This window comes from Pseudoalteromonas piscicida, assembly GCF_002208135.1.
Taxonomy (GTDB): Bacteria; Pseudomonadota; Gammaproteobacteria; order Enterobacterales; family Alteromonadaceae; genus Pseudoalteromonas; species Pseudoalteromonas piscicida_A.
Genome location: NZ_CP021647.1, coordinates 1123704 through 1149548, shown reverse-complemented (window position 1 = coordinate 1149548; position 25845 = coordinate 1123704). Strand labels below are relative to the sequence as shown.

Genomic DNA, 25845 nt, shown 5'->3' with positions numbered 1-25845 from the left:
AAAGTACAATTCCGGGCCAACTGACTATTCAAAAAAACAAGATAGATATCAAGATGATCAGAAGCGCTATATACAAGGGAATCGTAACCTCATTACTCGTATCAATTCTGACCGCGTGTGGCGGGGGCAGTAGCAACGACAAAAATGATACTAGAACTGACAAGCCGGTCACACCAACTAACAAAGCACCTGTAATTGCGCCTATCGCACCAATTTCAGCAATGGAGAGAGATTCAATCACAGCCGTTGCAACCGTAACAGATGAAGATGGTGCGATTGAAACTTTGCTATGGGAGCAAACTACAGGAACAACAGTCGAGCTGATAAACAATCATAGCGAAACGCTCGAATTTCGTGCACCAAATATCAATGAAGCGACCACGCTAACGTTTAAGTTAACCGCAACCGATGATAAAGGGGACTCAAGCTCACAAGAATTGACCGTCAACCTAAGTGCGTACGCTCCACTTTCAAGCTTAACGATTTCAGACTCAGCGCTGGCGCAATGTTTATCAGATACACATCAAGATGTGGGCATTTCCATTGTTGAATGTACAGACTACCCAATTGTAACATTATCAGGGCTGTCGGATATTAGCGGCTTATCAAGCGTGTCTATTAAAAACGCAGAATTGAATAATCTCAACGAGTTAGCTCAAATCTCTACACTCACCGCTTTAAAGCTCGATAACGCGTTTGCCGCAGCTCAGAACAGCTCAAATAATGATGCACGTTTAGAACAAGTTAATAAGCTCAACAAACTTGAGTCTTTGTCTATTATTGAAGACAAAGAAGATAGCTCTGGCAAACGCCTAGCGTTGCAGATGCTAGATCTATCAGGCTTTACGCAACTTCATACGCTTGAAATAGAAAACTATAGTAGCCAATATGAAACTATACAGCTCAGTGAACTTCCAAGTGATAAGCTCACTCGTTTGACCTTACGTTCTCTAAGCATTGATGATAAAAGTACCCTAAAACGCTTTAGTAACTTGCAGAGTTTATCTTTGACATACATAAATGATCTGGACTCACTGTCATTTTTAAGCGCCATACCTAACCTCACTGCATTGACACTTGATACTATCGATGCCGCTGATTCAACAGCAATAGAAGCCAAAACAAATCTGACAACACTCGTACTCAGCAGAACGCGGATTGAAGATTTCTCATTCTTAGAAAAATTTAGTGAGTTGGAAAAACTAGGTCTTAGTACTTATTATAGCAATGTTGAGTTTGATATTGCGGACATCAGTAGTAATGCGAAACTAACCTCTCTGTCATTAAACAATTTAAGCATTGATAATGTCAGCGAGCTATCAACTTTTACGGAACTGCAATCCTTGTCTTTGAAGAGTTTAAACCTTTCTTCTCTGAGATTTTTGCAAGCGATGCCGGAGTTAACATCATTACAGCTTAATAGCCTGCATAACATTAATGATTTAGGCTGGCTAAGTTTCACACCAAACCTAACCGAATTGTACATTCGTGAATTGGATAATAACGCGGATTTTAGCGCATTGTCTGAGCTTAAAAATATGCGCGATCTCTCCGTCTCCAGCAGTTACTCAAACTTTGCACTAAACACGTTAAGTAAAATGCAAGCATTAGAAACACTTAACCTAGACGTTAGTTTATTTGAGGCTTCAAGTGAAACAGCATTACCAAGCTTAAAAACACTAAACGTAAAGGGCAGCAGCTATTCAAACATGGTGAACTTGGCTAACTTCCCCGCGCTCGAATCAGCTGAGTTATCAAAAGACTACTATTATAGTAATGAAGGAAAAATCACAACTCTCGATTCTTTAGGTTCAAACAAGAGTCTGAAGTCGTTAAAGATCAGCGGCTTTAAAGAACTAGAAGATATCACTCAGGTATCTCAATTTGAAAACTTAGAAACCCTATTGATTCACTATTCTAAAGCGGCTGACATCTCTGAGATAGCATCATTAACCAAGCTGAAGTCATTAACATTAAGCAACTTTTCTACGTTTTTTAGAGCAGACATGCTTGCCAGTTTAAGCAATCTGGAAAGACTTGAAATACAAAGTAGTGCCATTTATTGTGATGATCAGGAGCTATTAAAATCTCTCGATGGTGTAACAACAAATCTTTCTAACTATAACTGTATTATGAAGCCGGTCGATTTGAGCTTAATTACAGATGCGGCATTTAAGCAATGTATTGAAAATCAAGGATATCAAGATGCTGTAAGTAATACTTCACTCTCTTGTGATGGCTCAGCAATTGAATCATTAAATGGAATTACACAGTTTGAAGCAATTAAGACTTTAAGACTGGACAACTCAGTTAACAGTTCGTTGTTACAAGATCCTAACTTAGCTCAGCTTCATACTTTAAAGAAACTCGACATCTACAGACTAACAGGTGAACTCACGGCCAAAGCAACGCTTCCTCAATCATTGACCCACTTTGAGTTAAATACAAATAGCCAAACCGTATATGACTTTACGCTTTTTGGCTTGCCTACTACCTTAACCTATTTGGACTTGGATAGCACCAAGCTGACAAACTATGGCACAATTAAAAATTACGCCGAACTTACCCGTTTAGAGTTGGACAATACCAACATTTCAGATCTGTCACCGCTATTCGGTTTGACCAATCTACGATACCTAAGCATATGGGGAAATCCAAACATCGACTGTGCTCAAATAGGCAAACTAAAAGAGTCATTACCCAATGTTTGGCATATCTCGACTAGCTGTAACTAATATTGACGCTAAGCATTAAGTTACTCAAATAAACACAGTCTCATTGCGAGGCTGTGTTTTGTTTCTGGTTTATTCTTTCTACACCACATTTCTTTTACAATAGCATTCTGTAAATTTTTATCTCATTCCTAGCCTTAAAATCCGCTATACTAGCGCAAAAATTTTTTAAGCAAATTTATGGCGCTCAAATCCACCATCATTAAAGCCCAACTATCACTCAGTGATATGGACAGACATGTTTACCAAGACTTTAATTTAACGCTGGCCCAGCACCCCTCAGAGAATGAACAACGGTTAATGATCCGTTTACTTGCCTATGCACTAAATGCGTGTGAAGGACTGGAGTTTACCAAAGGCTTATGCGCTGACGATGAACCTGAACTATGGGTTAAAAATTACAGCGAAGAGATTGAGCTTTGGGTTGAACTAGGACTGCCTGATGAAAAGCGCCTTAAAAAAGCGTGTAATAAATCAAAGCAAGTGGTCCTCTATACTTATGGCGAAAATAATCAGGCAATTTGGTGGCAAAAACACCAGCCTAAATTATACGACTTTAAAAATCTAAGTATTTTCAGTTTGGATTATAGCGCGACTCAGGCATTAGCTCAGTTAGCAGAACGCAGTATCAAGCTCACTATTACCATTCAAGATGGTGAAGTATGGGTAAGTTCTGATAGCGCTAATATTGAAATCAAACCAAGACAGTTAATGTAATATTTAATTAAGTAGTGAGTGTTGTAGCCAACCAAAAGTGACTACAACATGTTTACCTATAACCGCGATGCGGCATCGTTTAGCAGATCTGCATAGGCAGAATCTTCACCTATCCGTTTGGTTTCAGCTCGCAAGTCATTGCTAATTCTTGCGCGGGTAAATTCATCAGTCAATAATTCATTTAGCTGGTATGGTGAACGACTTATCAAAATCGCCTGTTCAAGTGGACTTTTAGCTGCGTTAATCTGTTGTGTATATAGGCTCTCACTAGAGCGTTGAGCCGATGCACTCAATTTTGCCATCGCAATTGACAAATCTGAATACAGCTTTACGGCATCGTAATCAAATTCAGCACTATCGATATCAATATTGGGGAGATCTCGTGCTAAAAACTCATTCACAGTTTGTTTAAACTCAAGTGGTGCCTCATTCATAAACTCATCTATTCTAATAATATTAAAGAGATCTTGCCTTAGCGACTCCCGCTCTACCGTTTGTGAAGGCTCACTATTAAGAGTTTGAATATATTGCGGCAGAAATTCAGTCCTGGATTGAGGGTTAGCTAATGCGAGGCGATTATAAATTCCAGCTTTTGTTGCTCTGATAGCATCATTTGATACGTTATTAGATTTATTTTCTGATATCACAAACTGGTCATCTATCAGTAGTTTGGCTTTCTCAAAAGGAAGGTGACCAACAATAGCCTCAAGAATTGAAAAGCCCAATGCAGGATCTTCCACATTGGCTAGCTGACCACTAATTGCATCAAGTAACTGCTGTTTTACTTCGGATAAACGCGTAGCAGAAACTTTTGCCTCATCTCCATCCACCAATAAAATAGTCTCAAGTACATTTAGTAAACCAAATTTTGCACGTTCTGATGCACTTTCGAATAGCGAGATTAACTCATTGGACAGCTCAATAGGCGCCAACGCACTCATATATTCAAGCACATACAAACCTTGCTCAGACTCCACGCCTAATTGATGAACCATATTCCACAACAGACTTATTTTATCTTTCCTTGATATATTTGGATCTTTCAATAGTTCTATTAACTGTGCTTCAAAATCAAGCATGGCCTTTTTACCAAAACTATTCTTTAATGTTAAAGTCAGTGCATCTGCCAACTCTGATATTTGTTTACTTTCTTCTTTTTTTGTTAATTCAACACCCATATGATAAAAATCGGGAAGTGTATCAACTAGCTCCGACTGACTAACAAAAGGAACAGGCTTATTATCATTTGTAGAGGTTTTAACTTCCTTTTCTGCTGTGGATACAAAATAAATGACAACCAAAAAAACAACTAATAGAGAAAATACTAAATATTTTGCAATTAATTTCATATCCACCTCAAATTATCTAGCGCTTGGGAAGCTGTTGTAAAGATTTCTTGGTGTGAAAATAGTTACTAAATTCTCACCCGTGATCTTTTTATATGAATAATTAACAAAAGTATCACAACGAAACTTCGCTTTGACTTTAACAAAGCTGCCATTTTTATATACCCACTTCCCTTCTGTATATTGTGCAGTAATTGTATATTCAGGATCAAAACTACGCTGTGCCCACCCAGCCTCAATTATCTCTCCATGTCTAGTACCGCGACCGTACTTTGCCCCCAATATGAAGAGGCACTTTTAAAACTACTCAGTGTATTTTTACGAATGACAGTACCGTCATTCAACACTTCAAGTACTTTTGAGCCATCCCATATCCCAACATGTCCAGCCCAGCCTAAACCTGAAATTGATAGATCTCGAGCAACAACATCATCTACACTTGTTGGATTGCCAGCAAAAGCTGTACTACTTATAGCTAATAGTAATGCACCTACAGATATAACTTTCATGAAATTTACCTTAACTAAAAAGCAACATTAAGATAACATTAAATAAAAGAAACTCAATACCTATGAAAAGATAAATTTTTAGTATTAGAAGAAAAGAAACCGTTCAGGTAATGGTAAAAATGAAAAAATCACAATAACAAAGAGAAGCAGTTATTAAAAAACAATGATAATCATTTAAATTTTATTAAAATACAAAATAAAGCGTTAAATAAATAAAAACCCGATACTTATGAAGAAAACCATCAGGTTATTTGGTAGAAAAACCAATATAAATTATATTACTTCAAAATTATAAGTGTTTTCAGTTTGGATTATAACGCGACTCAGGCTTTAGCCCAGTTAGCGGATCGTAGCATCAAGCTCGCTATTACCATTCAAGATGACGAGTGTGGGTAAGCTTTGATAGCATTAATATTGCAATCAAACCACAACAGTTGATGAAAACCTGAATTTATCCTCTAAAAGTAAAGATAACTAAACTACTAACGTCTATTAATTCGAATAACGATTTACTTCTAAACTGACCATTTGTGTAAGCCAAATAGCCATAAGGCATTTGGCTTTTGTTTTTTAGGACAGTTAGTTACACTTTTGCAGCTTTTTCCATACTGCCCATTGGGAAGAATACTGAGCTGGATTCTGGTTACGTGTCCACCATTTGGCTTCAAATAGAAAACCTTCATGGCTTACCCTTTCACCTTTTTGGTAAACACTGGATGCTTTCCAGAGCTCAGTTTTACAGCCTGATTTAGGCTCAGTTGCAGGATCTGTGACTTGAATATGCTTTGAAACGCGCTCGGACTTAGCCCCTTTATCATCAATTGCAACAGCGCTAATGACGTGGCTGCCGGATAGTTTAGGTACGTAGTTAAAGGTAAACGGGGCACTGTGAAGCTCGGTTAATAGCCTGTTGTTTACTTTTACAACGACTTTATCGACCTTACCATCTTTATCTGCCGCAACAAGCTGTATTGGCACAGCCTCACCAACCTCTACTGAAAGCGATCCTGTCGGTTTGATAAAATCAATCGTCGGAGAATAATTGCCACGGTTCTTGCTGTCGTCAAAAGTACCGCCACATGCAACGCCTTTTTTCCAAACTCCCCAAGCGCCAGACTCAGAGGGATTTTGACCTCGATTCCACCACTGGGCAGTATATTCAAATCCCGAAAATGCAACTTTATCGCCTTTTACATAAACGTCATTTGCTTGCCAAGCGGGCGTTCTACAATCAGCTGGGTTTACCACACTAAATTGGCGAGATGCTGTTTTGGCTGTTGCGCCCTCATTGTCAGTCACCGTTGCTGTGAAAGTATAGTTACCTGCTTGAGTTGCATTCCACGTAACTTGCCATGGTGACTGGGTCACCGTGCCAATGACTTGATCATTAATTTCAAAAGCCACACTATCAACTTCACCAAATTCGTCTTGTGCATTTGCACTCAGTACAATTTCACTTCCTAGTACATGCTGACTTTGATCAGTAGGAGACATAAGCTCAATGGTTGGCGTTTTGTTGTCAAGACAAGCATATACACCAACCTGTGCAAATGCTTCACCAATGGCTTGCGTATTATAGCCAAGAGATGTTGCCGCTTTAGTTACCCCGCAGCCGAGCGCGTCAAAGTCATCGTTGTATACCCAGTAAAAACGGTTTGCTTCCACCATCACTTCAAAGGCTTTGCGGACATCCCATCCAGGGCTGTTAGACAATAAGTAAAAAGCACGATTGAACACACCTGAGCTGTAGTGGACATCCAACCCTGGCTTGTATTGATCTGCATGATCGATTGAGCGGCCATTTCTACTAGGCTTGTCAAAGTATCTAAATGCCCCATGATTACCTTTAAGAATGTCCTTTCCCAATTGCCAGTCAACTGTACAAGTCCCATCTGGTCTTTGATTTAAATAACACTCTAATGCTTCTCCCGCCATATCAGAAAAAGCTTCATTGACCCCCCCAGACTGACTGAGGTAGACCAACTTTGAATTGTACGACGTGAACCCATGCGCAACCTCATGTGCAGTAACGTTGGTAGAAACCAATGGGTGCACAACATGGTTGCCGTCGCCAAAGGTGACTTCTCGACCATTCCAAGTCGCATTTGCAAAGTTTTCGCCATAGTGAATACGCATGACCAATTGATGTGGTAAAACCGCTTGAATACCGTACCAATTTGCGAACATCTCTTGTGTCATCCGACCCAAATATAAAGCATCATTGAGCGGCGCATAAGCCCCATTTATAAACTTATGATTGTTCTCGCCACAACGAAACTCATAAGCACTGGTATTGGTCGTTCCATGCTGCATATCAATGACTTTGATTTTGTCATCTTCCATCCGACATTGGCCGTTTGCCAGCGCCGCCACCTTAATTGCAGGGCGGTCAACGCCATACTCAACTCTACCAATCTTTTCATTCCCTCCTGGACCTGTCATCAGCGCAGTACTGTGATTAATGGTGTCGTGGTGTGACAATATATTCCCAGTGTGACCATCAATAATGTTCTCTGGACGAGTGCTTCCGTGTCTATCTTCAATTAGCAAAGTAACCAAATACGCAAGCTTTACAGCACTTCCATGCGGATACACAATTAGCTCAATGTCCTGCTCCCTAGGCTCGGTACTTTTACTTGTATGTGATTTAGCGATGCTCAATGCTGACGCTTCATCAAGCGAGGGGGTAACTTCTGTGAGTGTTAAGCCAGTGATAACTCGACCCGAAATATCGACAATCTTATGCGCAGGTTGCAGCCAGCCGAAAGTGGTTTGACTGGTATCGTGATGTGTAACTATTTCACCGCCATATACTCGAAGACCTTTGTAGTATTGGCTGCGACGTTGATGTTTACCACCGGCAGCAACGCTATGTGTTTCAAATGCTAGACCAGTATCTGTTTGCGCCGTTCTAAACAAGCTATTGTCGTTATTTAATTGTTCTATCAATGCAGTCGATAGCATTTCGTTGTTATTTAATGAAACACTTTGTTGAGCAAACGCGCTCGTAGTAAAGCTTGCTGCCATAGCAAGGGTAATGGGGGTTAGTCTTTTCATTTACTGCTTACTTCTTACTTCTTACTTCTTACTTCTTTAATGTTTATCACTTTGCTATATCTAATTTTCTGCGATAAGCGAAGGATGTGATCACTGGCAGCAATACCTGCCAGTAATTTGTTAGAGGAGCTTTGGATTACAGCTTACGCCACACAGAATTAGTGCTAGGTTGCTGGCCACGAGTCCACCAGCGCGCCTGATAAGTCTCACCAGCGAAGATGACTTTATCACCACCTGTGTATACTAGGTCACTGCGCCACGCTCGAATAGTACCGTCGTCAGGAATGATTTCTTGCCATACACCGCCTTTACTTGGCACAGCGCCGCGCGTCCACCAACGTGCTTTGTATTGCACACCTTGATACCAAACCACATTGCCACCAACGTAAACTGCATTTGCATCCCACGTGGTTTTACCCGGCTCAGTTGGGGGCTCAACAGGATCGGTCGAGGTCGTGTTGTTCACAGTAACGCCAAACGTACGTGTAACTTCATTTACGCCATCGCTGATTGTGACTTTACCGATAATTTGCTGGGTTTGATCTACTTGAGATGCGGTTAATGTAACGCTCGCGCCTGTGCCTACCACGGTGTGACCAGGTACATGCCAAGTATAGCTAAGTGGTTTCCCTTCAGGATCGCTTGCAATCGCGCTAAGTGTTACCTGCTTACCTTCGTCGAGCGTCACATCCGTGATATCTGCAACTACAGGTGCTTTATTCTCGACGACAGGCGCTTTTACATTCACTTTTAGCTGACGATTCACCGTGTGTTTGCCGTCAGTTACTGCAAGGCTTACCGTGTACACGGCGTCTTGTGTAACGCTAGGCGCGGTAATCGTTAGGTGATTTTGCTCAGTTGTTAGCGTTAATGAAGCGTCACCAGACCAAGTGTAGGAAAGCGCTTTACCTTCAGGATCAGTTGCCGTTGCAGCCACTTGAACTGACTCCCCGGCCGCTACGGTTACTTCGCTCGCGAGCGTTACCACAGGCGCTTTATTAACGGGTGGTGGCATATCTCCCGTTAAACCTTCATGCATTGCATTGAGTATGTCACCGTTATCAGCATCAATTTCCCACGCAAAGATACCACCAAGATTATGCTGAAGAATGTACTGGCCTTTGGCACGAACCGAGCGCGGACTATCGTAGGTTACGAGTGTTCCCTTATCTTTATTCCAAACATACGCAGCTTCAGCTTGTTCATCATAACCCACTTCAAATCCATTCACGCCTTGCTCGTTGTCACCAATCATGTACTTTTTCAAGCCTTTATAATCAATAACGCCCGCTTCCCATACGCCCTGTGCCGTTGTGCCTTTCAGCTTGCCATTCGCTGGAGCTGTCATCGGGTTGCCTGCAATGGATGCATTTTGTGGATAAACGCCCTCCCAGCCACGTCCATACATGGCCGCGCCAACAACCAGCTTTTCACTGGGAACACCTTGAGCCAGTAACAGCTGGATAGCATTATCCATAGTGTAAGCTGGGCCTCTACGCGGCTCGCCTTTTTCATCAACACCGCTACCATTACATGCTTCATTGCTTAAATGTGAGCCACAATAAATACCGGTTTGATGACCTGTGACATTATTCCAACCGCCGTGGAAGTCATACGTCATGGCAAAGATGTAGTCCATATACTCGGCAGCTCGCTGGTAATCTACATCTTCGATTTTGTCCCAGCCAGTACCTATTGCTGACGTCAGTTCATATTCTCGGCCTGTTTGCGCTTCAAGCTCATCCAACATGGCGCGAAGTTCTTTCATTAAGGTGATATACACTTCACCATCGTTGGCTGAGCCAAGGTTTGGATTAGCACCATCTCCACCGGGGAACTCCCAGTCAATATCAATACCGTCATAGAACTTCCAAGTGGTAAGGAATTCACGCATTGAATTTACAAAGGTGTCGCGGTTGGCTTTGTTATCAAAATCAAAGAAAGGATCAGACAGCGTCCAGCCTCCTACCGAAGGTAAGATTTTCAAATCTGGGTTACGCTGTTTTAATGCCATCAATTGAGCATAAGTACCACGAATAGGATCTTTGCTATCTACTCCCGGCAGCGCCTTTTGCACCGCAGCCCACGGGTCGTGGATCACCACTTCATAATCTTTAGAGCCGCCACAGGCCAACTCAAGGGCTCGCAGACTATTTCCATTTTCAATTTCGCCCAGCGACTCATTTGGTCCGCAAACTGGAATAAACCCATACAACAAGTGCGTCAGGTTATCTGCAGGGATTTGGGTAACATCGAATTGACGACCATAAATGCCCCACTCTACAAAGTAAGCGCCAACAACCTTGTTTGGATCGGTATTAAACTGTTTGTTGTTTGGATTTACGTTGAGTTCTAGTGGCGCTAAATGACCACCATCGGTATCCGCGATTACTATCGGCTTTGCCGCTGATGTGGCGCATCCTGTGGCATCACAGAGTTGGATAGTCAACTGGTGGCGACCAGAACGCTTGTAAGGAAAGCGGATCACGCCCGATTTAGTACCAGCAGCAAGTGCCCCTTCGTTCACCAATTGATCATCAAAAAACACCTTATAGTGGTCGCCGCCCTTGCCAGACCAAGCGTTCCATTCAATCTCGATATCGACCACATCTTTAGCTTGAATTAACTGTTTGTATGAGCCTCGCCCATAGATATTTACATCGACAAATGAATAGCTCTGTGGCTTCCACGTAATGCTTGGCGTTGATGGCGCAGCTTGTGCAGCGCTTGATGCAATTGCGGCCGCGACCGCAAGTGATGATGAGAGTAATTTAAACATTATTGATACTTCCTCGGTTTATTATAATTTTTTCCACACTGAATGCAGGTCAGGTTGCTGACCTTTGGTCCACCAGCGTGCCTGATACACAACGCCTTGATAGCTCACTTTGTCGCCACCGTTATAGGCTTTATTGGCACTCCATACATTGCTGCTATCAGACTTATCTATTAACGCCCACGCATCACTTTGATCTGGTTGCTGACCTTTTACCCACCATTTAGCGCGATAGCTTTTGCCTTGATACACGGCGATATCGCCAGCGGTGTAAACTTTGTCAGCACGCCACGTATCACTACTAGATGGTGGTGTTTGGTTAGTCACTGTGATGGTAAAGCTAACGGTTTTTTCAAGCGCGCCATCTGAGATAGTTACTTGTCCTTGATAGTCGGTGTTTTTCTCGACCTCAGGCGCAGTCAAAGTGATAGTTGCACCGCTGCCGCTATAGCTCAGTGGCGAAGGGATCTGCCATGTAAAGGTGAGCGGATCTTTATCGTCATCAAAAGCATGAACATGAACTGGTGTGCTTGAGTTCTCCTTTAGCGTGATATCAGCTGGGGTATGAACCACAGGAGCGCGATTTTGTGGTTTAGCTAAAATTGAAAGATTAAAAGTGTACTTTGTATTACTGACAAATAGCTGGTTAGCCGCTAATTGCGCCGTATCAAATACAATATTTCCGTCTCTTTGCTGTACACCTATTTGCAACGTATTCGCATAATTATCGTTAAGCGTACTGGCAAATTTCGCCGCCCAATACGTGATATTACTAGGTGTTATCGACAGTTTTTCTTGTACTAGCTCTTGGCCATCACCGTCAAAGACGCGCAACCACACCGTATCACCTACATTGGCTTGTTGACCCTGCTTGATAAAAAAGCCAGCAGACGTCCAACTTACCGGCTCGGTCGGTGTGGTATCTCGTAAGATGGTGACGTCGCTACAATTGTAAAAACCTTCACCAACAACATCATCGCGCTGCCAACGCGTATATAAAATGGCGTCCCCGCTAAACTTGCTCGGTACCGCCACCTGCATTTCATAATAGCGTTTACCGTCTGGTGCGACGAAGAAATCAACATTGCCATACTCTTGCACCAGCTCTAAATCTTGCCACGCCAGGGGCTTTGACTGAATATCCGTTTCCGGTTTGGTGAGATAAAATTGCCAAAAGCTGGGGTTATGTGGCGTGGTGGCACGAAATCTAACTTTAATTTGATTTTGAGCGTCTGGCGTAATCGCGGTCTTTTGCCACTCACTCGATGCGATATTCATACCCGCTTTGTTTCTGTCACCACCCGCACAAAGTTGCCCGTCAGGAATAACAGCCTGCACCGCTTGGAGATTAAAATAATCGGGAACATTCGCTGCAAACTCATGCTTTTGAATAAACTGCACATGCTCAGACGCTAGGTAAGCTGCTCGGCATGCCGCGTTTGGGATATTGCTCCCGTCTTTTGGCCACCAAAATCCGCCCTGCTCTTCACAAATCGCTTGTCTTGCCTTTGGACTATCCATATAGCCATGCGCAAATGCGTTCGATGCTGCCATGCCAAATGCCATAGCTATACTGACTGTTAAAATAGAATTTTTCATTTTCTTCTACTCGTATTGGAGAAGTAGCCGCCGCCACTTCGATTAAGATTAGAATGAGCGAGAGTCTATCGTTGCTTGTGACACGAAACTCAACCTTGTCTTGTGCATCCTGGTTTTATTCGTTGATAAACATAATTTAGCCTGGCCGCATCACTGCACTTCGGCAGTAAAAAACAACGCTGTCATTTCTTAACAACAGATAAGCTTTTGCACGTCCATGACATGCTCGCCTTCATTTTTGTAACAAAAAGGTATCCAAGTTGGTTTAATTGTAAACCTCAGCTTGATGGCGGGGCATTTTACTCAAGCAGGAATCAATAACAATAGCTGAGATTATTAATTACATTCAATACTTTATGACTAAATACTAAAACTTCCTTTGTCCTAGAAATTTGCTCTAACTGCCTGTTTATTTTGACTATTACAATAAACAAAACAATTAAAATACTTTATTCTCTAATAATTAACAATCAGAAGTGGAAAGCTTGTGTAAAGTTTTATCTACAATAGGAACAGAAACACTCTTAATAAAAACCCTTTGTTCTTATCAAAATCTTAAAAAGCAATACTTTTTAACTTCTTTTGATTTGCAACCTAGTCATACTTGTTGGCTATACTTAGGATTTTCCATTGCTTGGTGGTAACTTTGCGAACACTATTCATACTATTATTGCTCGTTGTGATATTTATTACAGGTTTTGTTACCGGTGTGTATACCTTACCGATAATGACGCAACCTCCGGCGGCTAGCCACACAGAAATACTGGTGATCAGTAAAGCCGCAACGTATAAAGGTCGATTCGTGAAGGAGCTTAAAGATTCAGATGCACTACACTACGCCACTGGTGAAATATATTTCTCAGACAAGCATATTGCGTTTGTGGGTGAGATAGCACCAGGTCCAGATTATCGGCTTTACCTCGCCAAGAATTTTATTGAAACTGAGGCAGACTTTAACGCGCAAAAGCACACCATGGTGGAAATTGCCAACATTAACCAATTTTCGCAGTTCGTGCAGCGTAAATATCGCCAAGTTGATCTCTCCCAGTTTCAGAGCGCTATTATTTGGTGTGAGCATTTTGAGCAGTTTATATCGGCAGCGCCATTACAACGCGTTGGTAGTGAGTAGATTTTAATATCTAGCATTTATTCACCGCCCTTGCCTTGAAAGCTTTGCTTGAAAGGTTATCGGAATAGAAGTCAAAGGTTGTATTTCAGTTCTGAATAGAACTAATAAAGCAATAAAGTTGAATTATTTAACGTTAATTTTAAACAAACCGAAAATAGTGAGTGTTAATATCACCATACCTTCAATATAGTCTTCTTCAAGAATCAGCCACACAGCTAATAAAAGCGTCATAACTTCGATTAAAAATAAAGAACGACTCCACCAGCTCTTGCTAGGTAGATCAAAGGAAAAGTCTAGTCGGGAAAAAATTTCTTTTATAGGCGTTTTTACTCTTTTTAAAGGTATAAAATTATCATTTTCGTCAATCACCTTGATATCAACAGAAAAAACATTAGGATAAAATAGTATTTTTAACCTCCCACTAGGTGTTGTAATATTGAATTCATTACTCTCCCCTAAAGCATCCTGTTCATTTCTTACACGATAGATTTCATCTCCATTACAAAATAAAACAAATGAAGTACTACCAAACCAATAATTTTCCAAGATATAATCATAACAATCACATTTAAATAACATCTTCATAAAATTTAATTAACCACATAAAAATGGTCCACAACCTCAAAAAAAATCGAGGCTGTGAACACTAATGTAAAATTAATCAGCAGCTTTAGCTAGCCTGTAGACTAGGGTGAGAGCATACTTTGTTAACTACCATTAATCAAAAATAAGCTCTGCCCTGAATTCATCGTCAAAGCTGGTCCGAACACATTTGCCACATATCGAATCGTTACGGCCTGTGTGCTGTTTTACCAAATTGCGAACAACCCGTCTGAATAGCGCCCTATTCTCCGTTGAAATCTGCTCGCTGATCTAGCAAGCGTCTTCCTTAAACACGACACCCAATGCAGATGGTTTTCTATGTGCCAATGATGGCGAAAGGCTTTTTGCAAAATCTGTGCATCTGGCTCGACAGAAGTACCATAAAAATGCTTGTCTATTTTTGTTATTGAGCCGGACTTACTGTGCCTTTCGACTGCGACCAGCGAAGTAAGCCCAGGCCATTTTCCTTTTATCTCTTCAGGTAGCTTGTCTGCGTTTAGAGCGTAAGTGATGCATGTTTCCTGACGTCCATGACCACCGCTGACTTGTAAATTTTCAGGCAAGTTATTCCCTTCTTCAAAGGCTGTTTCAAAACATGAAGTAACTGTTTTATAAAGTTTTTCTGATTTTCTTTGACCTGAACCTGATAGTCTGCCCCTCTTGAAATAAGTGTTGATAATGTCGCTTTCTGACAATGTAGCGCGTCCAGAGTGACGATTGCATCTGAAGCATCGAGCACATCTAATAAGGCCCTAACTGCTGGGATCTCGTTGGATTTACTTTCTACGGTACGCTGAAACAAAGTTAAGCCAGACTCACAATCAAAAGCGGACACCAAGTGTAAGTTTTTACTGGGACCGCACAGAGTTTTGCCATCAAATGCAATAATCGGCTTGTCAGATTGAGTTCGTTGCTCGTTAACCCAACTAAACAAGGTCAAAACCAAAGAGTCAGTTTCTACCGTTTTAAGAATACGTGCAATGCTATGTCGCGTTGGAATACCGTGCTTAAATGCTCTGAACTGTCGGAGCCAAGACAGCTTGCTGTGCCCAAACACTTCGATATCTTTCCAGCCTTCACAACCGGATAAAACCGGATAAAACCGCCGAAATAATAAGAAACAAAACATCAGTAAGATCATGATGTTGGTTGATGGAAGAACGCTTATCTCAACAAGTTCAAGGTGGCTACATAACGACATAATCAGCAATAAGACAGTGATAATGTGAGCGTTATTAGATCAGAAAAGAGCTGGGTGTTAAAGCCTTTTTACAAAGTGCGATCCCACCGTGACAGCAAGGCAGTTCGTGGGTGAAAAATTGCATGCCACAAAAGTACTACCAATATGGGCTTTCGCACCTTATGGCCACTGTGTTTTCGTTAGACAGTTTGCGGATTTGTTTAAGATATTCTAGATCCGCGAGATCATGACGCGGTGAAACGATATCAATAAGCTCGATTTGAAACAGGTGCTTTTGTGGTGTTACGTGGTTAGTTTTGGTTGTATTATTCAAAAAAGCTGCAATTAAAGGGGAGTAAGATCGTTTAGATCTTCAAGTAATTCAATAAATTAAGTTGCTTTTAAGAGGAACTAGATAAGATTCACGCATAACTATCCATATCGCAAGCATTACATTACCTGTACATTTGAAATCACTATATTAAAAAAATTAACTTACACCCAAAAATGTAAAAATAAGATTGATGTATTATTTCATTTCATCGCATATATGTTGTATTAATTTTAATACAACAGTATTATGACAATCTACTTTATCGAGCGGTTCGTGTTCTTGATCGACCATTGTTAGCTCACTTATCAGATAGAATAAGCAATACAATTTGTTTACATAATAAAGCGATACAAACTATAAAAAGGTATGATCCTAGATATGTTTCCATCAATAAAGTAGATGCTGGAAGTCGTTTTCAAAGAAGGAGTTAACAGATGAATACGGTAGCCGCAAATTCGTCTGACAACGCGATGGAGTTAAATAAAGGATTCATTTTTTATCATGGTGAGGATTATATTCTCTCTGAAAACCAAGAAGTAGTTAAACTTGAACCTTTAGCATCCAAAGCTTTGCTTTATCTAATAGAGCATTCAGAGCGCGCAGTATCAGTCGAAGAGTTGTTGGTCAAAGTTTGGGGAAGTAAATTTAAATCGATGAAAGTCGTAAACCGCTGTGTGTGTTTAGCACGAAAAGCGTTAGCTGATGACATGCGTAATCCAAAATTTATAAAAACAATCCCAAAACGTGGATATAAATTTGTAGGGCACTGCATGATAAAAAATCATTATTTAGAACTAACCGCCCATTAACGAGCAATAGATAAGGAGGCACTATGCTAAACACAGTTGAAACGTATACGGTACTCATTAATGCTGAAAAGCAATATTCAGTTTGGTCCGCAGCTAAAGCGATACCTCAGGGGTGGAGCCAAATTGATATTCAAGGCAGCTTAGAAGAGTGTAATGCATATATTAACGAGCATTGGAAAGATATGCGTCCAGAGAGCCTAAGACAGGCAATGGCAAATAGTTAATAGCAAATAACTCAAGAAAAATAAGTTACTATCGACAATAACTAACTTAACTATACAACCTCATTTTGGCAGGTTAACTACAAAAGCAAAAAGCAGAATATCATCATTTTGCTTTTTGCTTTTTTTAATTTCGCTCCTAGAATTGCATATTTACTTGTAACAACGGCACACTACCACCATGTTCCAGCTCTGCTATCCCAGCAATAACGTTTATCCAATAATGAACGGCAACGGATTGTTCAAGGTCATAGTTATTACGTTGATGTAGCCACCCCAAATAACCACCGATCGCCGTCGCAGCCCCAAAACTTGCTTGATTACCACTGCCACTATGCAAAGCGCCAAACAAAAGGGATGACACAACGAGGCCAGATCGCTGCCCTAGCTGGTGGTTCAATTCGGTGTTGAGATAACCACGGAAAAAGGCTTCTTCGCCCACCGCGGTAAACATATTCCCAGCCAGGTTTGCACTGTGTGCTTCAAACAAGCTAACGCTATCGTCTCTTTCTATGGCATAGACGTTATCGCGTGAAGAAACATAAGCCGCAACCAATAACAGTGGAATATAGGTACTTGGTTTTGATAAATTTTCCCACTTAAATGGAGCTTTCCATAACTGTGATACCGGCGTCTGTGACACAGTGACCCCATTGTCAAATTGACGGTATTTGGCTCTACTTTGATATGCATCATAAGATGACATAAACATGCTATTTAATGCTACATTTGCGGCAAAATCGGCTTTTAGCGTGGTGGCATTTAGATACTCAATTTCTAATACATCGTTATCTCTTGCATCATCGTCAATATAGTCATCTTGATCAGAGTAATGACCATACCCCGCAAACCCGACCAACGTTGATGTGGCATACCATGCCGCCTTTTCGTACTGCCCATCCAAACCTTGGATCACTCCCGGAAGCACAAATCCTGATAGCGCCCCTAAGTTAGGGCTATCACTTAATATGCTCGGCTTAAAATCAAAATCATAAGGGTTGTCGTCAGTGACTTCTGCATTTGCTGTATAAGAAAATAGCCATAACGCAATGACCCCACCAATGGTTGAAAACTTCATGCTCTTACTCCTTTAAAATTAACCATTTGCGCCACTTACTGAGGATAAAAACAGTTTAAGTGGCGCTGATACCAATTCTACTCATAGGTAGATTGGCATTACCTCTTGACTACCTAAGAGACATAATTGAGGTAGCCTTTGTACAGTCGGAAAAACACCCGCTCAGGTAACAGCTTCATCAACCTCAATAAACATAAAAAGTTGTAATAAAAGTTAGTTACCGGTATGCCTTCGTATAGCGCTTTAACACCACGCCACGCGCTATGTTGATTATGAAAATCAATATTAAACGACACACAGGTATCCATAGAGCGAACATGATGCAAAGTACCACTTGGCATAAACAAAATATCACCGGCTTCAACGTCGACGACTACCGCTTTGTCCTTATCGTACTGAGCATATTGCTGCAGATCAGGTTGCTCGGGATCAAGCTTGAACCAACGCCATCCATATCTACCACAATGACGACTATCTTCATATGGCAGTAGCGTAAAGCGTTTAGTCCCCTTTATTTGGAAGAACAAATTATGCGTCAATAAGCAGTCAAAATGTAGCGGTGTGACACTTTGCGAGGGGCCAAGAAAAAACTGGCAGTATTTCCACCAATTACTATATGCAATTGGCATAAAATTACTAGGAAATTCATTTATTTCCTGCTTCAGTTCAGGCAAGGCATGAAATATAGGAATATCATGACAATAGGCCGGAAACTCCCCTTCTCCACGCTCATAGGCATCTAATTGATCACAATAATCCCCAAGCGGCATCACCTCTTTAATAATATTGCCTTTTTCAAACCGTTTTACCGGCACTTGCTGGTCTGGAAAATGCTGTTTGAAGTAGCTGGTTCCCCACCCTTGGGTCGCTTGCCAATGTTTGATAGCTCCCTTAATGAGTACAGGTCGGTCTGGCTTTAAATAATTGCGCTTAAACTCAGAAGCTGTCAGCGAGTCTACAATGTCAACTTTATACTTATCCATGAATTTTCCTTATTAACCCAAGTCAAAATTTGCAGCAGCGGTAGTCGATTTATTGTGTTTCACTGCCGCGCTTTTTAGTAGTACAGGCAACATAAATAATGTTGCGAAAGAACTGGCTATAACCCCAAATGCCAAAGACACCGCCATTGGGATCACCATGTGCGCTTGTAAATCTGTCTCAAACATCAACGGCAACAGGCCGATAAATGTCGTCAGCGACGTTAAGGTAATTGCCATAAAACGCTGGCTAGCCACTTGCACTATGCGACTACCCGGTTTTGAATGGGCCACCAACAAGATCAAGGCATCATTGACCGCGACACCGAGTGCTGCAATCACCCCAAATAGCGACATTACGCTCATACCTAGCCCCATGATCCAATGCCCAAATACCGCACCAACAAAGCAAAATGGCAGGACGCTCAAAATCAGTAAGGGTTTTTTGTAAGAGCGCAATGGAATAGCCAATAATGCGTAAATGCCAAAAAGCGATAATAGGAATAACACCGCTTGACGAGACATTCTGCCTTGCTGCTCTTTTAGCTCACCGTTTAGATTAAATGTCAGTTCAGGAAATTCAGCTGACAGCTCAACGAGAATGCTCTCTTCTAACAGCTCTGAGATGTCATCTGGATCCGCTCGCAGAGGATCCACTGACGCCATTAAGACGACATTTTGTCTACCGTTATCAGAGCGAATTTCGGTTGGAGCATGGATCAATTGATAGTCGGCAACATCTGTAAACAACAATTCAGTGCCGTCTTCTAAGTGAATATATATATTATCGAGCTGATGTAATTGAGCTCTATAGTCTTGTGGATACTTGAGCATCACCTTGACTTCAAAGCTATCTCTTAGCACTCGCTGTACCTCAATACCATAGATTGCAGTAGTAACCTGAGACATCAGCATATCTGGTGTGAGACCTAAGTTCTGTCCCATTTCGTTTAATGCTAACCGTACTTCAACATCCATATTACTTTGACTGTTTGTCACATCATAAACCGCAGATAAGGCGTTTAGCTTTTGCTCTAGTTGCTTAGCGGCAGCATCGACTTGCAATGGGGCTTCACCTACTACATTGATCTGAATGTCTCGCGATTCAGGGTCACCATCTAGTGTTTCTTGGATCCGATACTCTTTTAATCCCGGCATATTAGGAAGCGCTTGTCTCCACAGCTTAGCCAACGCAAAAGTATCTAATTTTCTCGCCTCATCATCTACTAACTTAACGTATAGCTCCGCATTTTGCGGACCATCAAGGATCACCGCAGTATGGGCAACCATACCCTGGCCATATTGCGAAGCCAGTGACTTATCAACATCTAACACGGTTTGTTCAAAAGCTCGTATCGCCTCTACCGTCATCGTTTCGGAGGCTGTACTTTCCATCCGAAGTTGAATCGAGGGAAAATCATGCGGAACGCGGGCATCTCCAATCCACTTAACATGACCTCCTGAGAGCATACCCATTGCAACCATAAATAACGCAAAAAACGCACTGACCACAGGCCAACGTTTTGGTAGCAAAGTTCTTAAAACAGGTTCGTATACGCCGCGAATAAAAGACTGCATACCAAGCGCAATGGTGTGGCGTAATTTATCTAGCACAGGGGTCACCCGCTTCTTTGGACCAATCGCAGCAAGGTGGGCTGGTAATATCAATTTAGATTCGATGATTGAAAACAACATCGCGAACACCACAACAAACCCAATACTGCGAAATAGCTCTCTTGATTCCCCTTCCACAAACAACAGCGGTAAAAATGCAGTGACTGTAGTGAGTACGCCAAATACCGTCGCGACCGACACTTTTTCAACTCCTTTTATTACGCTGGCTTGTTGATAGCCTGCGCTCTCACATTCGTGATAGACACTTTCAGACACCACGATGGCGTCGTCTACTACGATCCCCAACACCAAAATAAAGCCAAACATGCTCATTAAATTAAGCGTTACCGATACACTTTCCATGGGCAGCAGCATCATAGTGCCAAGATAGCTAATAGGGATCCCAGCCATTACCCACATGGCAATACGAGGACGTAAAAATAAACTCAGGACCACAAAAACTAACAAGGCACCTGCAAGCAGGTTTTCCATCATCATGTCCAAGCGACCTTCAACATAGTAATTAAAGTCGAGCCAAGCAGTCGCTGTTAAGCCAGCTTCTAATGACGCTGAATGCGTTGCTAGATAGCGTTTGACCGCCTCTGATACGACCGCGATATCCTGCTCCGGTGCTGCACTAATTTGAAAAATACGAGCAGGTTTACCATCAAAGCTGGCAAAAAAAGCACCATCCGCCAAGGTGTCGTTTACAGTGGCTACTTCTCCAAGCAGGATCGTGGCACCGCTGGGTAAAGTGAGCACTGGGATCGTCGCAAATTCACCAGAGCGGTATGCCTGATTCTCCATTCGCACGGTGATTTCACCTTGTTCATTGCGGATAAAACCACCCGTTTGGTTTATTGAGTAAGCATTGATCCGTTCGCTCAGTTGCGTCATGGTTAAGCCATAACGCCTTAGTGCATCAGGATCTACTTCAATACTGACCTCAAAATCGCGACCGCTATCATGGTCAACGTATTGCACCTCAGGTAACAGCGAGAGTTCCCGTTGTAGCTTTGCAGCCGCCATTTTGAGGTTTTTTTGATCTGCACTGCCGTACAAGGCTAAAAACATCACAGTATGGCGTGGCGGTAAATATTCAATCACAGGACGTTCAATGCCGATGGGGAGCGTCGATAATGCGTCAATTTCACGCTTCACACGGGCTAACAATTGTTGCGCATCACTGTCGTCACTTAAGGTCAAACGAACTCGGGCTAACTCCTTGTTGCTGAGCCCCACCATACGGCGCACCTCAGCTAACCCTTGCAGTGCATTCTCTATTTTTTCGGTCACCCCAATTTTTACTTCAGCTGCCGATGCTCCCGGATACTCAACGATGATCTCAATTTGCTGATTGGGCTCAAGTGGCAATAACTGCTTATTAATAGACAAAAACGATAACGCGCCGCCAATCAATAAAAACAACATCAGTAAATTGACGGCGATAGGGTTTTTAATAAACCAAGCAACCACATTGCGAAGCATCACTGCATCTCCTTGTTCGGTGTAGCCGTCTGCACCCACTGATCAACTGGTGAGATTTGTCTGACTTCAACTTGCATCCCAGCAACTGGGTTTTGCAGTGGGGTCACTATCAAGCGATCACCGGCTTCCAACCCAGCTGAAATTAATGCCTGATCTTCATAGAAGTTTTTAACCGTTAATTGCCTTTGGTGTAAACGGTCTTCGCCATCTACAACCCAAGCACTGCCTTGACGTAAAAATCGTGCTGGGATCGCAGTGTGACGGACACTCTGCTCAAGCTCAATCTTTGCTATTACATAATCACCAAATCGCAGCGCTCCTTGGTCTGAATGTAAGGCTAACGGATCCATAACACGTACCACCACGTGATTTACCGCATGTTCGCCCGTGGTGTTTTCAATACGTACAATTTCGCCATAGCGTTTTTTACTCAGCGATGAAGTAAGTTCAACTCGCTTTCCAATGAGCGATGGTGCGCGCTTAAGCTGAGCAACGCTTAGCGGTAGTCGAATCTGTGCGATATCTGTGCTCATCAACTGCCCTAGCACGTCTCCTTGTTCGACGTATTGACCCAGTCCCACCGAGCGAGTAGCAACAACAGCATTGAATGGTGCTCTAATCACCGTTTTATTTAAGTCTCTTTGAGCAATCAGCAAGTCCGCCTTAGCAGCTTCAATATTTGCCAGCTCTCTTGCTAGTTGTGGCTTATAAAGCGCAAGATCGGAAGGTGTTTGATCTGTAACGCCTCGCCATTCTTTCTCTGCGACCTTGGCTTGTGCTTCGATCAAGGTGTACTCCGCCTGGGCGCGGCTCAGTACAGCTTTTGCTTTTAACAGTGCGGCATGATAACTGTGCTGTTCAATACTGAGTAACGCTCCTTGGTTGCTGACCAAGTCGCCGTTGTTAAACTCGGCAGCCACTTCTTCGATCCGACCACTCACCTCCGCCGCCAGTTGAGTGTGATACAAAGGTTCAACTCGACCTCGAGTCGTTAGAGTGATCGGTGCTTCCACTTCTTGCACTGTGATGGCACTTACGACGGGCAGCTGTTGCTGTGGTTCAACGACATCCGGCTCATCTTGGGCGCTTAGTCCAACGAAAGCGACTACACCAAAAACCAAAATTGCACCTGACAAGGCAACCGTTTTAAGCTTATTCATGGTGTGCCTCCAGCAGTAATACCGACAGTGCTTGTAATTGATTAAGTAATGCAGGGATCCGAGCGGTAGCCTCATGAACTGAGCCAAGCACGGTGTCAGAGCCTTGCTCCGAACGACCAGAGACATACTCTTGGTGACGCCATAAAAGATACAACTGACGTAAAAATGCCTCAGCATAAAACGCAGCCTTTGGTACACGCTGGGTGATACAGGTTTGCAAAAACCCTTCCCCTAATGGGGCTAAGTTCGCAATCCAAGCTTGCTCATCCTGCTGTGTCATATTGTCGCCTAGAAGGAGCGGCCAAAAGTATGCACAATTAAGCCAAAAGTGCGCTAAAAACCGCAACCCTGAGTCGATAGACACTTGCGGGTCCATCACCGCAAGCTGCCCGTTGTGCTGTAACACCAGATTTTCCGGATGGATATCTTCATTCACCAGTGTCAGTGGCCATTCATGTAACGCTTGCAGTTCATAACTAAGCATTAGCGCTTCAATTAATGCCACTGCTTGTGCTTCTACGCTTATTTCTCTGATAAGATTGATAAAACGCTGCTTTTCAAATTGATACTGAAGCTGCTTTGAGGTTTCATTTTGGCCCTGTAAACCGTCTTCAGTGGTAAAAAGTAACTTGCCCATACCGTCACAAGGTGCAGGCTTTTTATAAGCGCTGAATAAAGCTCGCGCCAACGTACAACCCGCCTGATGAGCTTGTTCAGAAGTAAAATCGGCAAAGGCCACAGCCTGTTCTAATTTTGACTCTATGACCCAAAATTGACCGTCTAACTGGCCACTTTGATAGCGCTGAGGGACTGCCAATTCGCTGCCTGCAAGCGCTTGGTAAAACAATTGCGTGCCTTGATATTCTCCGGCAATCAACGACGCTGAATGGCTCTCTACTTCGCCATATGGAAACCGCTTTCTAAACTTAACCACCATTGCGGGCTGTTGTGGCCATGTCACTTCATAAGCAACGTGAATGTCCCCGTTTCCGAGCTCTTGGTACTGCATTCCTTCATGACTTGAAAACTGAGCAGCAATGAGGTGGTTAAGCTGAGTTTGACGACGTGCTGATAACATTAGATACCTCCTGCTTTAACGGCTTTATCCAATGCGGGATAGCTGGTTTTTAAAAAGTCACTCGCTTGCTCGGCTTCCAAGCGCATAAAGGTTTTAAAATGCGGCAATAAATACAAGCAAGGTGCAACCACTAATGCAACAGCTCCTAACGCCAGTAATGTGGTTGAAAAGCCCACTTGATCCACACTTATCCCGACCGCAGACATGCTGACAGGCTCAATCCCTTTACCCATAAATCCAAGTGTCGCACCAATTCTTGAGCGCAAAATATCTGGCACGGAAGCCATCACTTGCGAAGACAGAACCACGTTTGCCCATACCGTTGCCAAACCAATTAGCGTCAATGAAACAAGTACTTGGTAAATGTGAATGTTAAATGCCATGGAACCGATACACACACCTAGGAGTAAAAATGCAAATAGCATGATGCGATCTAATGACACTTTTTGGGCAATAAAACCAAATAATACCACCCCTAAAATACTGCCCACTGCCAACCCTGACTCCAGCAAGCCTACGTACCAAGCTGGTAATTGCTCCACTTCTTTTACAAGGTAAGGAACCAGTACTTCCAACGGTGCAACTGTAAAATTGATAAACATGACAATCAATGACAAACCAAGCAGTATGCGTACTTGGAAAACCACCCGGAATCCCTCTAATACCGCATTCCACCAAGTTTTAACTCCCATCACACCACTGCTCTCGCTGGCTTTTGTGTTAGCGCGGATCAACAGTGAACAAATCATCGCCACGAAGAAAGTCGCCGTATTGACCCAAAACGCCACCATCACACCAAACACAGATACCAATGCGCCGCCGAGCAGGCCACCAACGATACCCGCCATCGCGTTGATACCCTCTGTTTTATTGATGGCCTCTTTGAGTAACGCCTTATCGACTAGCTGAGCAACAATACTGCGAGATGAGCTGCTAAAAAGCGCCCCAGCAGTGGTGTTCACAGTGAACAAGGCAACTAGCAGTGCTTTATCAAAGTGATCAAACATCACACAGGCCGCCAAAGCGACAAACACGAGCGCGCGAATTATGTCACTCAAGGCAATCACATGCTTACGGCTATAACGGTCTCCGATGGGACCAAATAGTGGGGTAAGTACAACGCCTATCGCCATAGGAATGGCCAACATGGTGCCCATCACGGCAGCCGATCCGGTTTTTTCTAGGATCCACCAGCCTAACGCCAGCATGCCCACGGCATCACCAACCAATGAGAGGCTTTGTCCCAATCGGTAAATCCAAAAGTCTCTACCTAATCCTTGCTTTTTTGCGGTGCTTTTTTGCTCGTCCATTATTCTTCCTCAGTCAGTACTGCTGCACTTTTTTCTTGATTGTTAAGTTCATTTACACAGGGTAAAAATCCACGTTCCATCAGTCTTTGGATGTAACGGTTTACCGTTCCTGCACTAATTTCTGG

18 protein-coding genes and 2 pseudogenes (1 of these 20 cut by a window edge) are annotated in these 25845 nt (G+C 42.6%); 6 read left to right on the top strand and 14 right to left on the bottom strand.

Going from position 1 to position 25845, the window contains the following annotated elements; translation table 11 throughout:
• Nucleotides 1-53 precede the first annotated feature (53 nt).
• Nucleotides 54-2735: a leucine-rich repeat domain-containing protein gene (locus B1L02_RS23475; RefSeq protein ID WP_088533104.1), complete on the top strand. Its 2682-nt coding sequence runs from the start codon at nucleotides 54-56 to the stop codon at nucleotides 2733-2735.
• A gap of 177 nt (nucleotides 2736-2912) precedes the next feature.
• Nucleotides 2913-3449, top strand: coding sequence for a YaeQ family protein (locus tag B1L02_RS23470; protein WP_088533103.1), 537 nt, complete (start codon nucleotides 2913-2915; stop codon nucleotides 3447-3449).
• Nucleotides 3450-3505: 56 nt separating this feature from the next.
• Here B1L02_RS23470 and B1L02_RS23465 read toward each other — a convergent pair whose 3' ends face one another.
• On the bottom strand, nucleotides 3506-4798 hold the full coding sequence (locus tag B1L02_RS23465) for a hypothetical protein (RefSeq protein WP_088533102.1): 1293 nt from the start codon (nucleotides 4796-4798) through the stop codon (nucleotides 3506-3508).
• Between the two features lie 236 nt (nucleotides 4799-5034).
• Nucleotides 5035-5304, bottom strand: coding sequence for a hypothetical protein (locus B1L02_RS24890; protein ID WP_232003208.1), 270 nt, complete (start codon nucleotides 5302-5304; stop codon nucleotides 5035-5037).
• Between the two features lie 225 nt (nucleotides 5305-5529).
• Between B1L02_RS24890 and B1L02_RS25155 the strand changes: the two are divergent.
• A pseudogene (locus B1L02_RS25155) lies at nucleotides 5530-5753 on the top strand (YaeQ family protein); the annotation flags it as partial.
• Between the two features lie 130 nt (nucleotides 5754-5883).
• On the opposite strand, the gene B1L02_RS23450 reads toward B1L02_RS25155, so the two are convergent.
• The 3 genes from B1L02_RS23450 to B1L02_RS23440 form a co-directional block, all read right to left on the bottom strand.
• Nucleotides 5884-8361 (bottom strand): M4 family metallopeptidase, encoded by a 2478-nt coding sequence (locus tag B1L02_RS23450; protein ID WP_088533101.1) that lies wholly within the window; start codon nucleotides 8359-8361, stop codon nucleotides 5884-5886.
• A gap of 136 nt (nucleotides 8362-8497) precedes the next feature.
• Nucleotides 8498-11140 carry a glycosyl hydrolase family 18 protein gene (locus B1L02_RS23445; RefSeq protein WP_088533100.1) on the bottom strand — a complete coding sequence of 881 codons (2643 nt, stop codon included), beginning with the start codon at nucleotides 11138-11140 and terminating at the stop codon, nucleotides 8498-8500.
• Nucleotides 11141-11161: 21 nt separating this feature from the next.
• Nucleotides 11162-12736, bottom strand: a complete 1575-nt coding sequence (locus tag B1L02_RS23440) for a lytic polysaccharide monooxygenase (RefSeq protein WP_088533099.1) — start codon at nucleotides 12734-12736, stop codon at nucleotides 11162-11164.
• Between the two features lie 679 nt (nucleotides 12737-13415).
• Here B1L02_RS23440 and B1L02_RS23435 point away from each other — a divergent pair.
• Nucleotides 13416-13865: a DM13 domain-containing protein gene (locus B1L02_RS23435; RefSeq protein ID WP_232003207.1), complete on the top strand. Its 450-nt coding sequence runs from the start codon at nucleotides 13416-13418 to the stop codon at nucleotides 13863-13865.
• Nucleotides 13866-13988: 123 nt separating this feature from the next.
• Here the strand turns inward: B1L02_RS23435 and B1L02_RS23430 are convergent, their stop codons facing one another.
• Together B1L02_RS23430 and B1L02_RS23425 are read right to left on the bottom strand one after the other, a co-directional pair.
• Nucleotides 13989-14450: a hypothetical protein gene (locus B1L02_RS23430; RefSeq protein WP_088533098.1), complete on the bottom strand. Its 462-nt coding sequence runs from the start codon at nucleotides 14448-14450 to the stop codon at nucleotides 13989-13991.
• A gap of 132 nt (nucleotides 14451-14582) precedes the next feature.
• Nucleotides 14583-15669: pseudogene (locus tag B1L02_RS23425) on the bottom strand (ISAs1 family transposase).
• Between the two features lie 747 nt (nucleotides 15670-16416).
• Here B1L02_RS23425 and B1L02_RS23420 point away from each other — a divergent pair.
• On the top strand, nucleotides 16417-16791 hold the full coding sequence (locus tag B1L02_RS23420; RefSeq protein ID WP_088533097.1) for a winged helix-turn-helix domain-containing protein: 375 nt from the start codon (nucleotides 16417-16419) through the stop codon (nucleotides 16789-16791).
• A 23-nt stretch (nucleotides 16792-16814) separates the two neighbouring features.
• Nucleotides 16815-17015 (top strand): MbtH family protein, encoded by a 201-nt coding sequence (locus B1L02_RS23415; RefSeq protein ID WP_088533096.1) that lies wholly within the window; start codon nucleotides 16815-16817, stop codon nucleotides 17013-17015.
• A gap of 136 nt (nucleotides 17016-17151) precedes the next feature.
• Here B1L02_RS23415 and B1L02_RS23410 read toward each other — a convergent pair whose 3' ends face one another.
• The 7 genes from B1L02_RS23410 to B1L02_RS23385 form a co-directional block, all read right to left on the bottom strand.
• Nucleotides 17152-18090: a CPBP family intramembrane glutamic endopeptidase gene (locus B1L02_RS23410; RefSeq protein ID WP_088533095.1), complete on the bottom strand. Its 939-nt coding sequence runs from the start codon at nucleotides 18088-18090 to the stop codon at nucleotides 17152-17154.
• 113 nt (nucleotides 18091-18203) lie between these two features.
• Nucleotides 18204-19073 (bottom strand): cupin-like domain-containing protein, encoded by an 870-nt coding sequence (locus B1L02_RS23405; protein ID WP_088533094.1) that lies wholly within the window; start codon nucleotides 19071-19073, stop codon nucleotides 18204-18206.
• A 12-nt stretch (nucleotides 19074-19085) separates the two neighbouring features.
• A complete protein-coding gene (locus B1L02_RS23400; protein WP_088533093.1) occupies nucleotides 19086-22172 on the bottom strand; it encodes an efflux RND transporter permease subunit in 3087 nt (1028 codons plus the stop codon).
• Nucleotides 22172-23332, bottom strand: coding sequence for an efflux RND transporter periplasmic adaptor subunit (locus tag B1L02_RS23395; protein ID WP_157757281.1), 1161 nt, complete (start codon nucleotides 23330-23332; stop codon nucleotides 22172-22174). The genes B1L02_RS23400 and B1L02_RS23395 overlap by 1 nt, the downstream gene beginning before the upstream one ends.
• Nucleotides 23325-24410, bottom strand: coding sequence for a hypothetical protein (locus B1L02_RS23940; RefSeq protein WP_157757280.1), 1086 nt, complete (start codon nucleotides 24408-24410; stop codon nucleotides 23325-23327). The genes B1L02_RS23395 and B1L02_RS23940 overlap by 8 nt, the downstream gene beginning before the upstream one ends.
• Complete coding sequence (locus tag B1L02_RS23390) at nucleotides 24410-25720, bottom strand: MFS transporter (RefSeq protein WP_088533091.1); 1311 nt, start codon at nucleotides 25718-25720, stop codon at nucleotides 24410-24412. Before B1L02_RS23390 ends, B1L02_RS23940 begins: the two co-directional genes overlap by 1 nt.
• On the bottom strand, nucleotides 25720-25845 hold the 3' end of the coding sequence (locus B1L02_RS23385) for a type I polyketide synthase (protein ID WP_088533090.1). The gene runs 3960 nt beyond the window's last position; 126 of the gene's 4086 nt are visible here — the last part of the coding sequence; its start codon lies beyond the right edge, outside the window; the stop codon is at nucleotides 25720-25722. Before B1L02_RS23385 ends, B1L02_RS23390 begins: the two co-directional genes overlap by 1 nt.

Bases quoted from the DNA above. Each gene is read 5' to 3' on its own strand.
- B1L02_RS23430 (WP_088533098.1), bottom strand. From the start codon at position 14,450: ATGAAGATGTTATTTAAATGTGATTGTTATGATTATATCTTGGAAAAT.
- B1L02_RS23415 (WP_088533096.1), top strand. From the start codon at position 16,815: ATGCTAAACACAGTTGAAACGTATACGGTACTCATTAATGCTGAAAAG.
- B1L02_RS23395 (WP_157757281.1), bottom strand. From the start codon at position 23,332: ATGAATAAGCTTAAAACGGTTGCCTTGTCAGGTGCAATTTTGGTTTTT.
- B1L02_RS23390 (WP_088533091.1), bottom strand. From the start codon at position 25,720: ATGGACGAGCAAAAAAGCACCGCAAAAAAGCAAGGATTAGGTAGAGAC.
- B1L02_RS23400 (WP_088533093.1), bottom strand. From the start codon at position 22,172: ATGCTTCGCAATGTGGTTGCTTGGTTTATTAAAAACCCTATCGCCGTC.
- B1L02_RS23450 (WP_088533101.1), bottom strand. From the start codon at position 8,361: ATGAAAAGACTAACCCCCATTACCCTTGCTATGGCAGCAAGCTTTACT.
- B1L02_RS23420 (WP_088533097.1), top strand. From the start codon at position 16,417: ATGAATACGGTAGCCGCAAATTCGTCTGACAACGCGATGGAGTTAAAT.
- B1L02_RS23940 (WP_157757280.1), bottom strand. From the start codon at position 24,410: ATGTTATCAGCACGTCGTCAAACTCAGCTTAACCACCTCATTGCTGCT.
- B1L02_RS23410 (WP_088533095.1), bottom strand. From the start codon at position 18,090: ATGAAGTTTTCAACCATTGGTGGGGTCATTGCGTTATGGCTATTTTCT.
- B1L02_RS24890 (WP_232003208.1), bottom strand. From the start codon at position 5,304: ATGAAAGTTATATCTGTAGGTGCATTACTATTAGCTATAAGTAGTACA.
- B1L02_RS23405 (WP_088533094.1), bottom strand. From the start codon at position 19,073: ATGGATAAGTATAAAGTTGACATTGTAGACTCGCTGACAGCTTCTGAG.
- B1L02_RS23465 (WP_088533102.1), bottom strand. From the start codon at position 4,798: ATGAAATTAATTGCAAAATATTTAGTATTTTCTCTATTAGTTGTTTTT.
- B1L02_RS23440 (WP_088533099.1), bottom strand. From the start codon at position 12,736: ATGAAAAATTCTATTTTAACAGTCAGTATAGCTATGGCATTTGGCATG.
- B1L02_RS23470 (WP_088533103.1), top strand. From the start codon at position 2,913: ATGGCGCTCAAATCCACCATCATTAAAGCCCAACTATCACTCAGTGAT.
- B1L02_RS23475 (WP_088533104.1), top strand. From the start codon at position 54: ATGATCAGAAGCGCTATATACAAGGGAATCGTAACCTCATTACTCGTA.
- B1L02_RS23445 (WP_088533100.1), bottom strand. From the start codon at position 11,140: ATGTTTAAATTACTCTCATCATCACTTGCGGTCGCGGCCGCAATTGCA.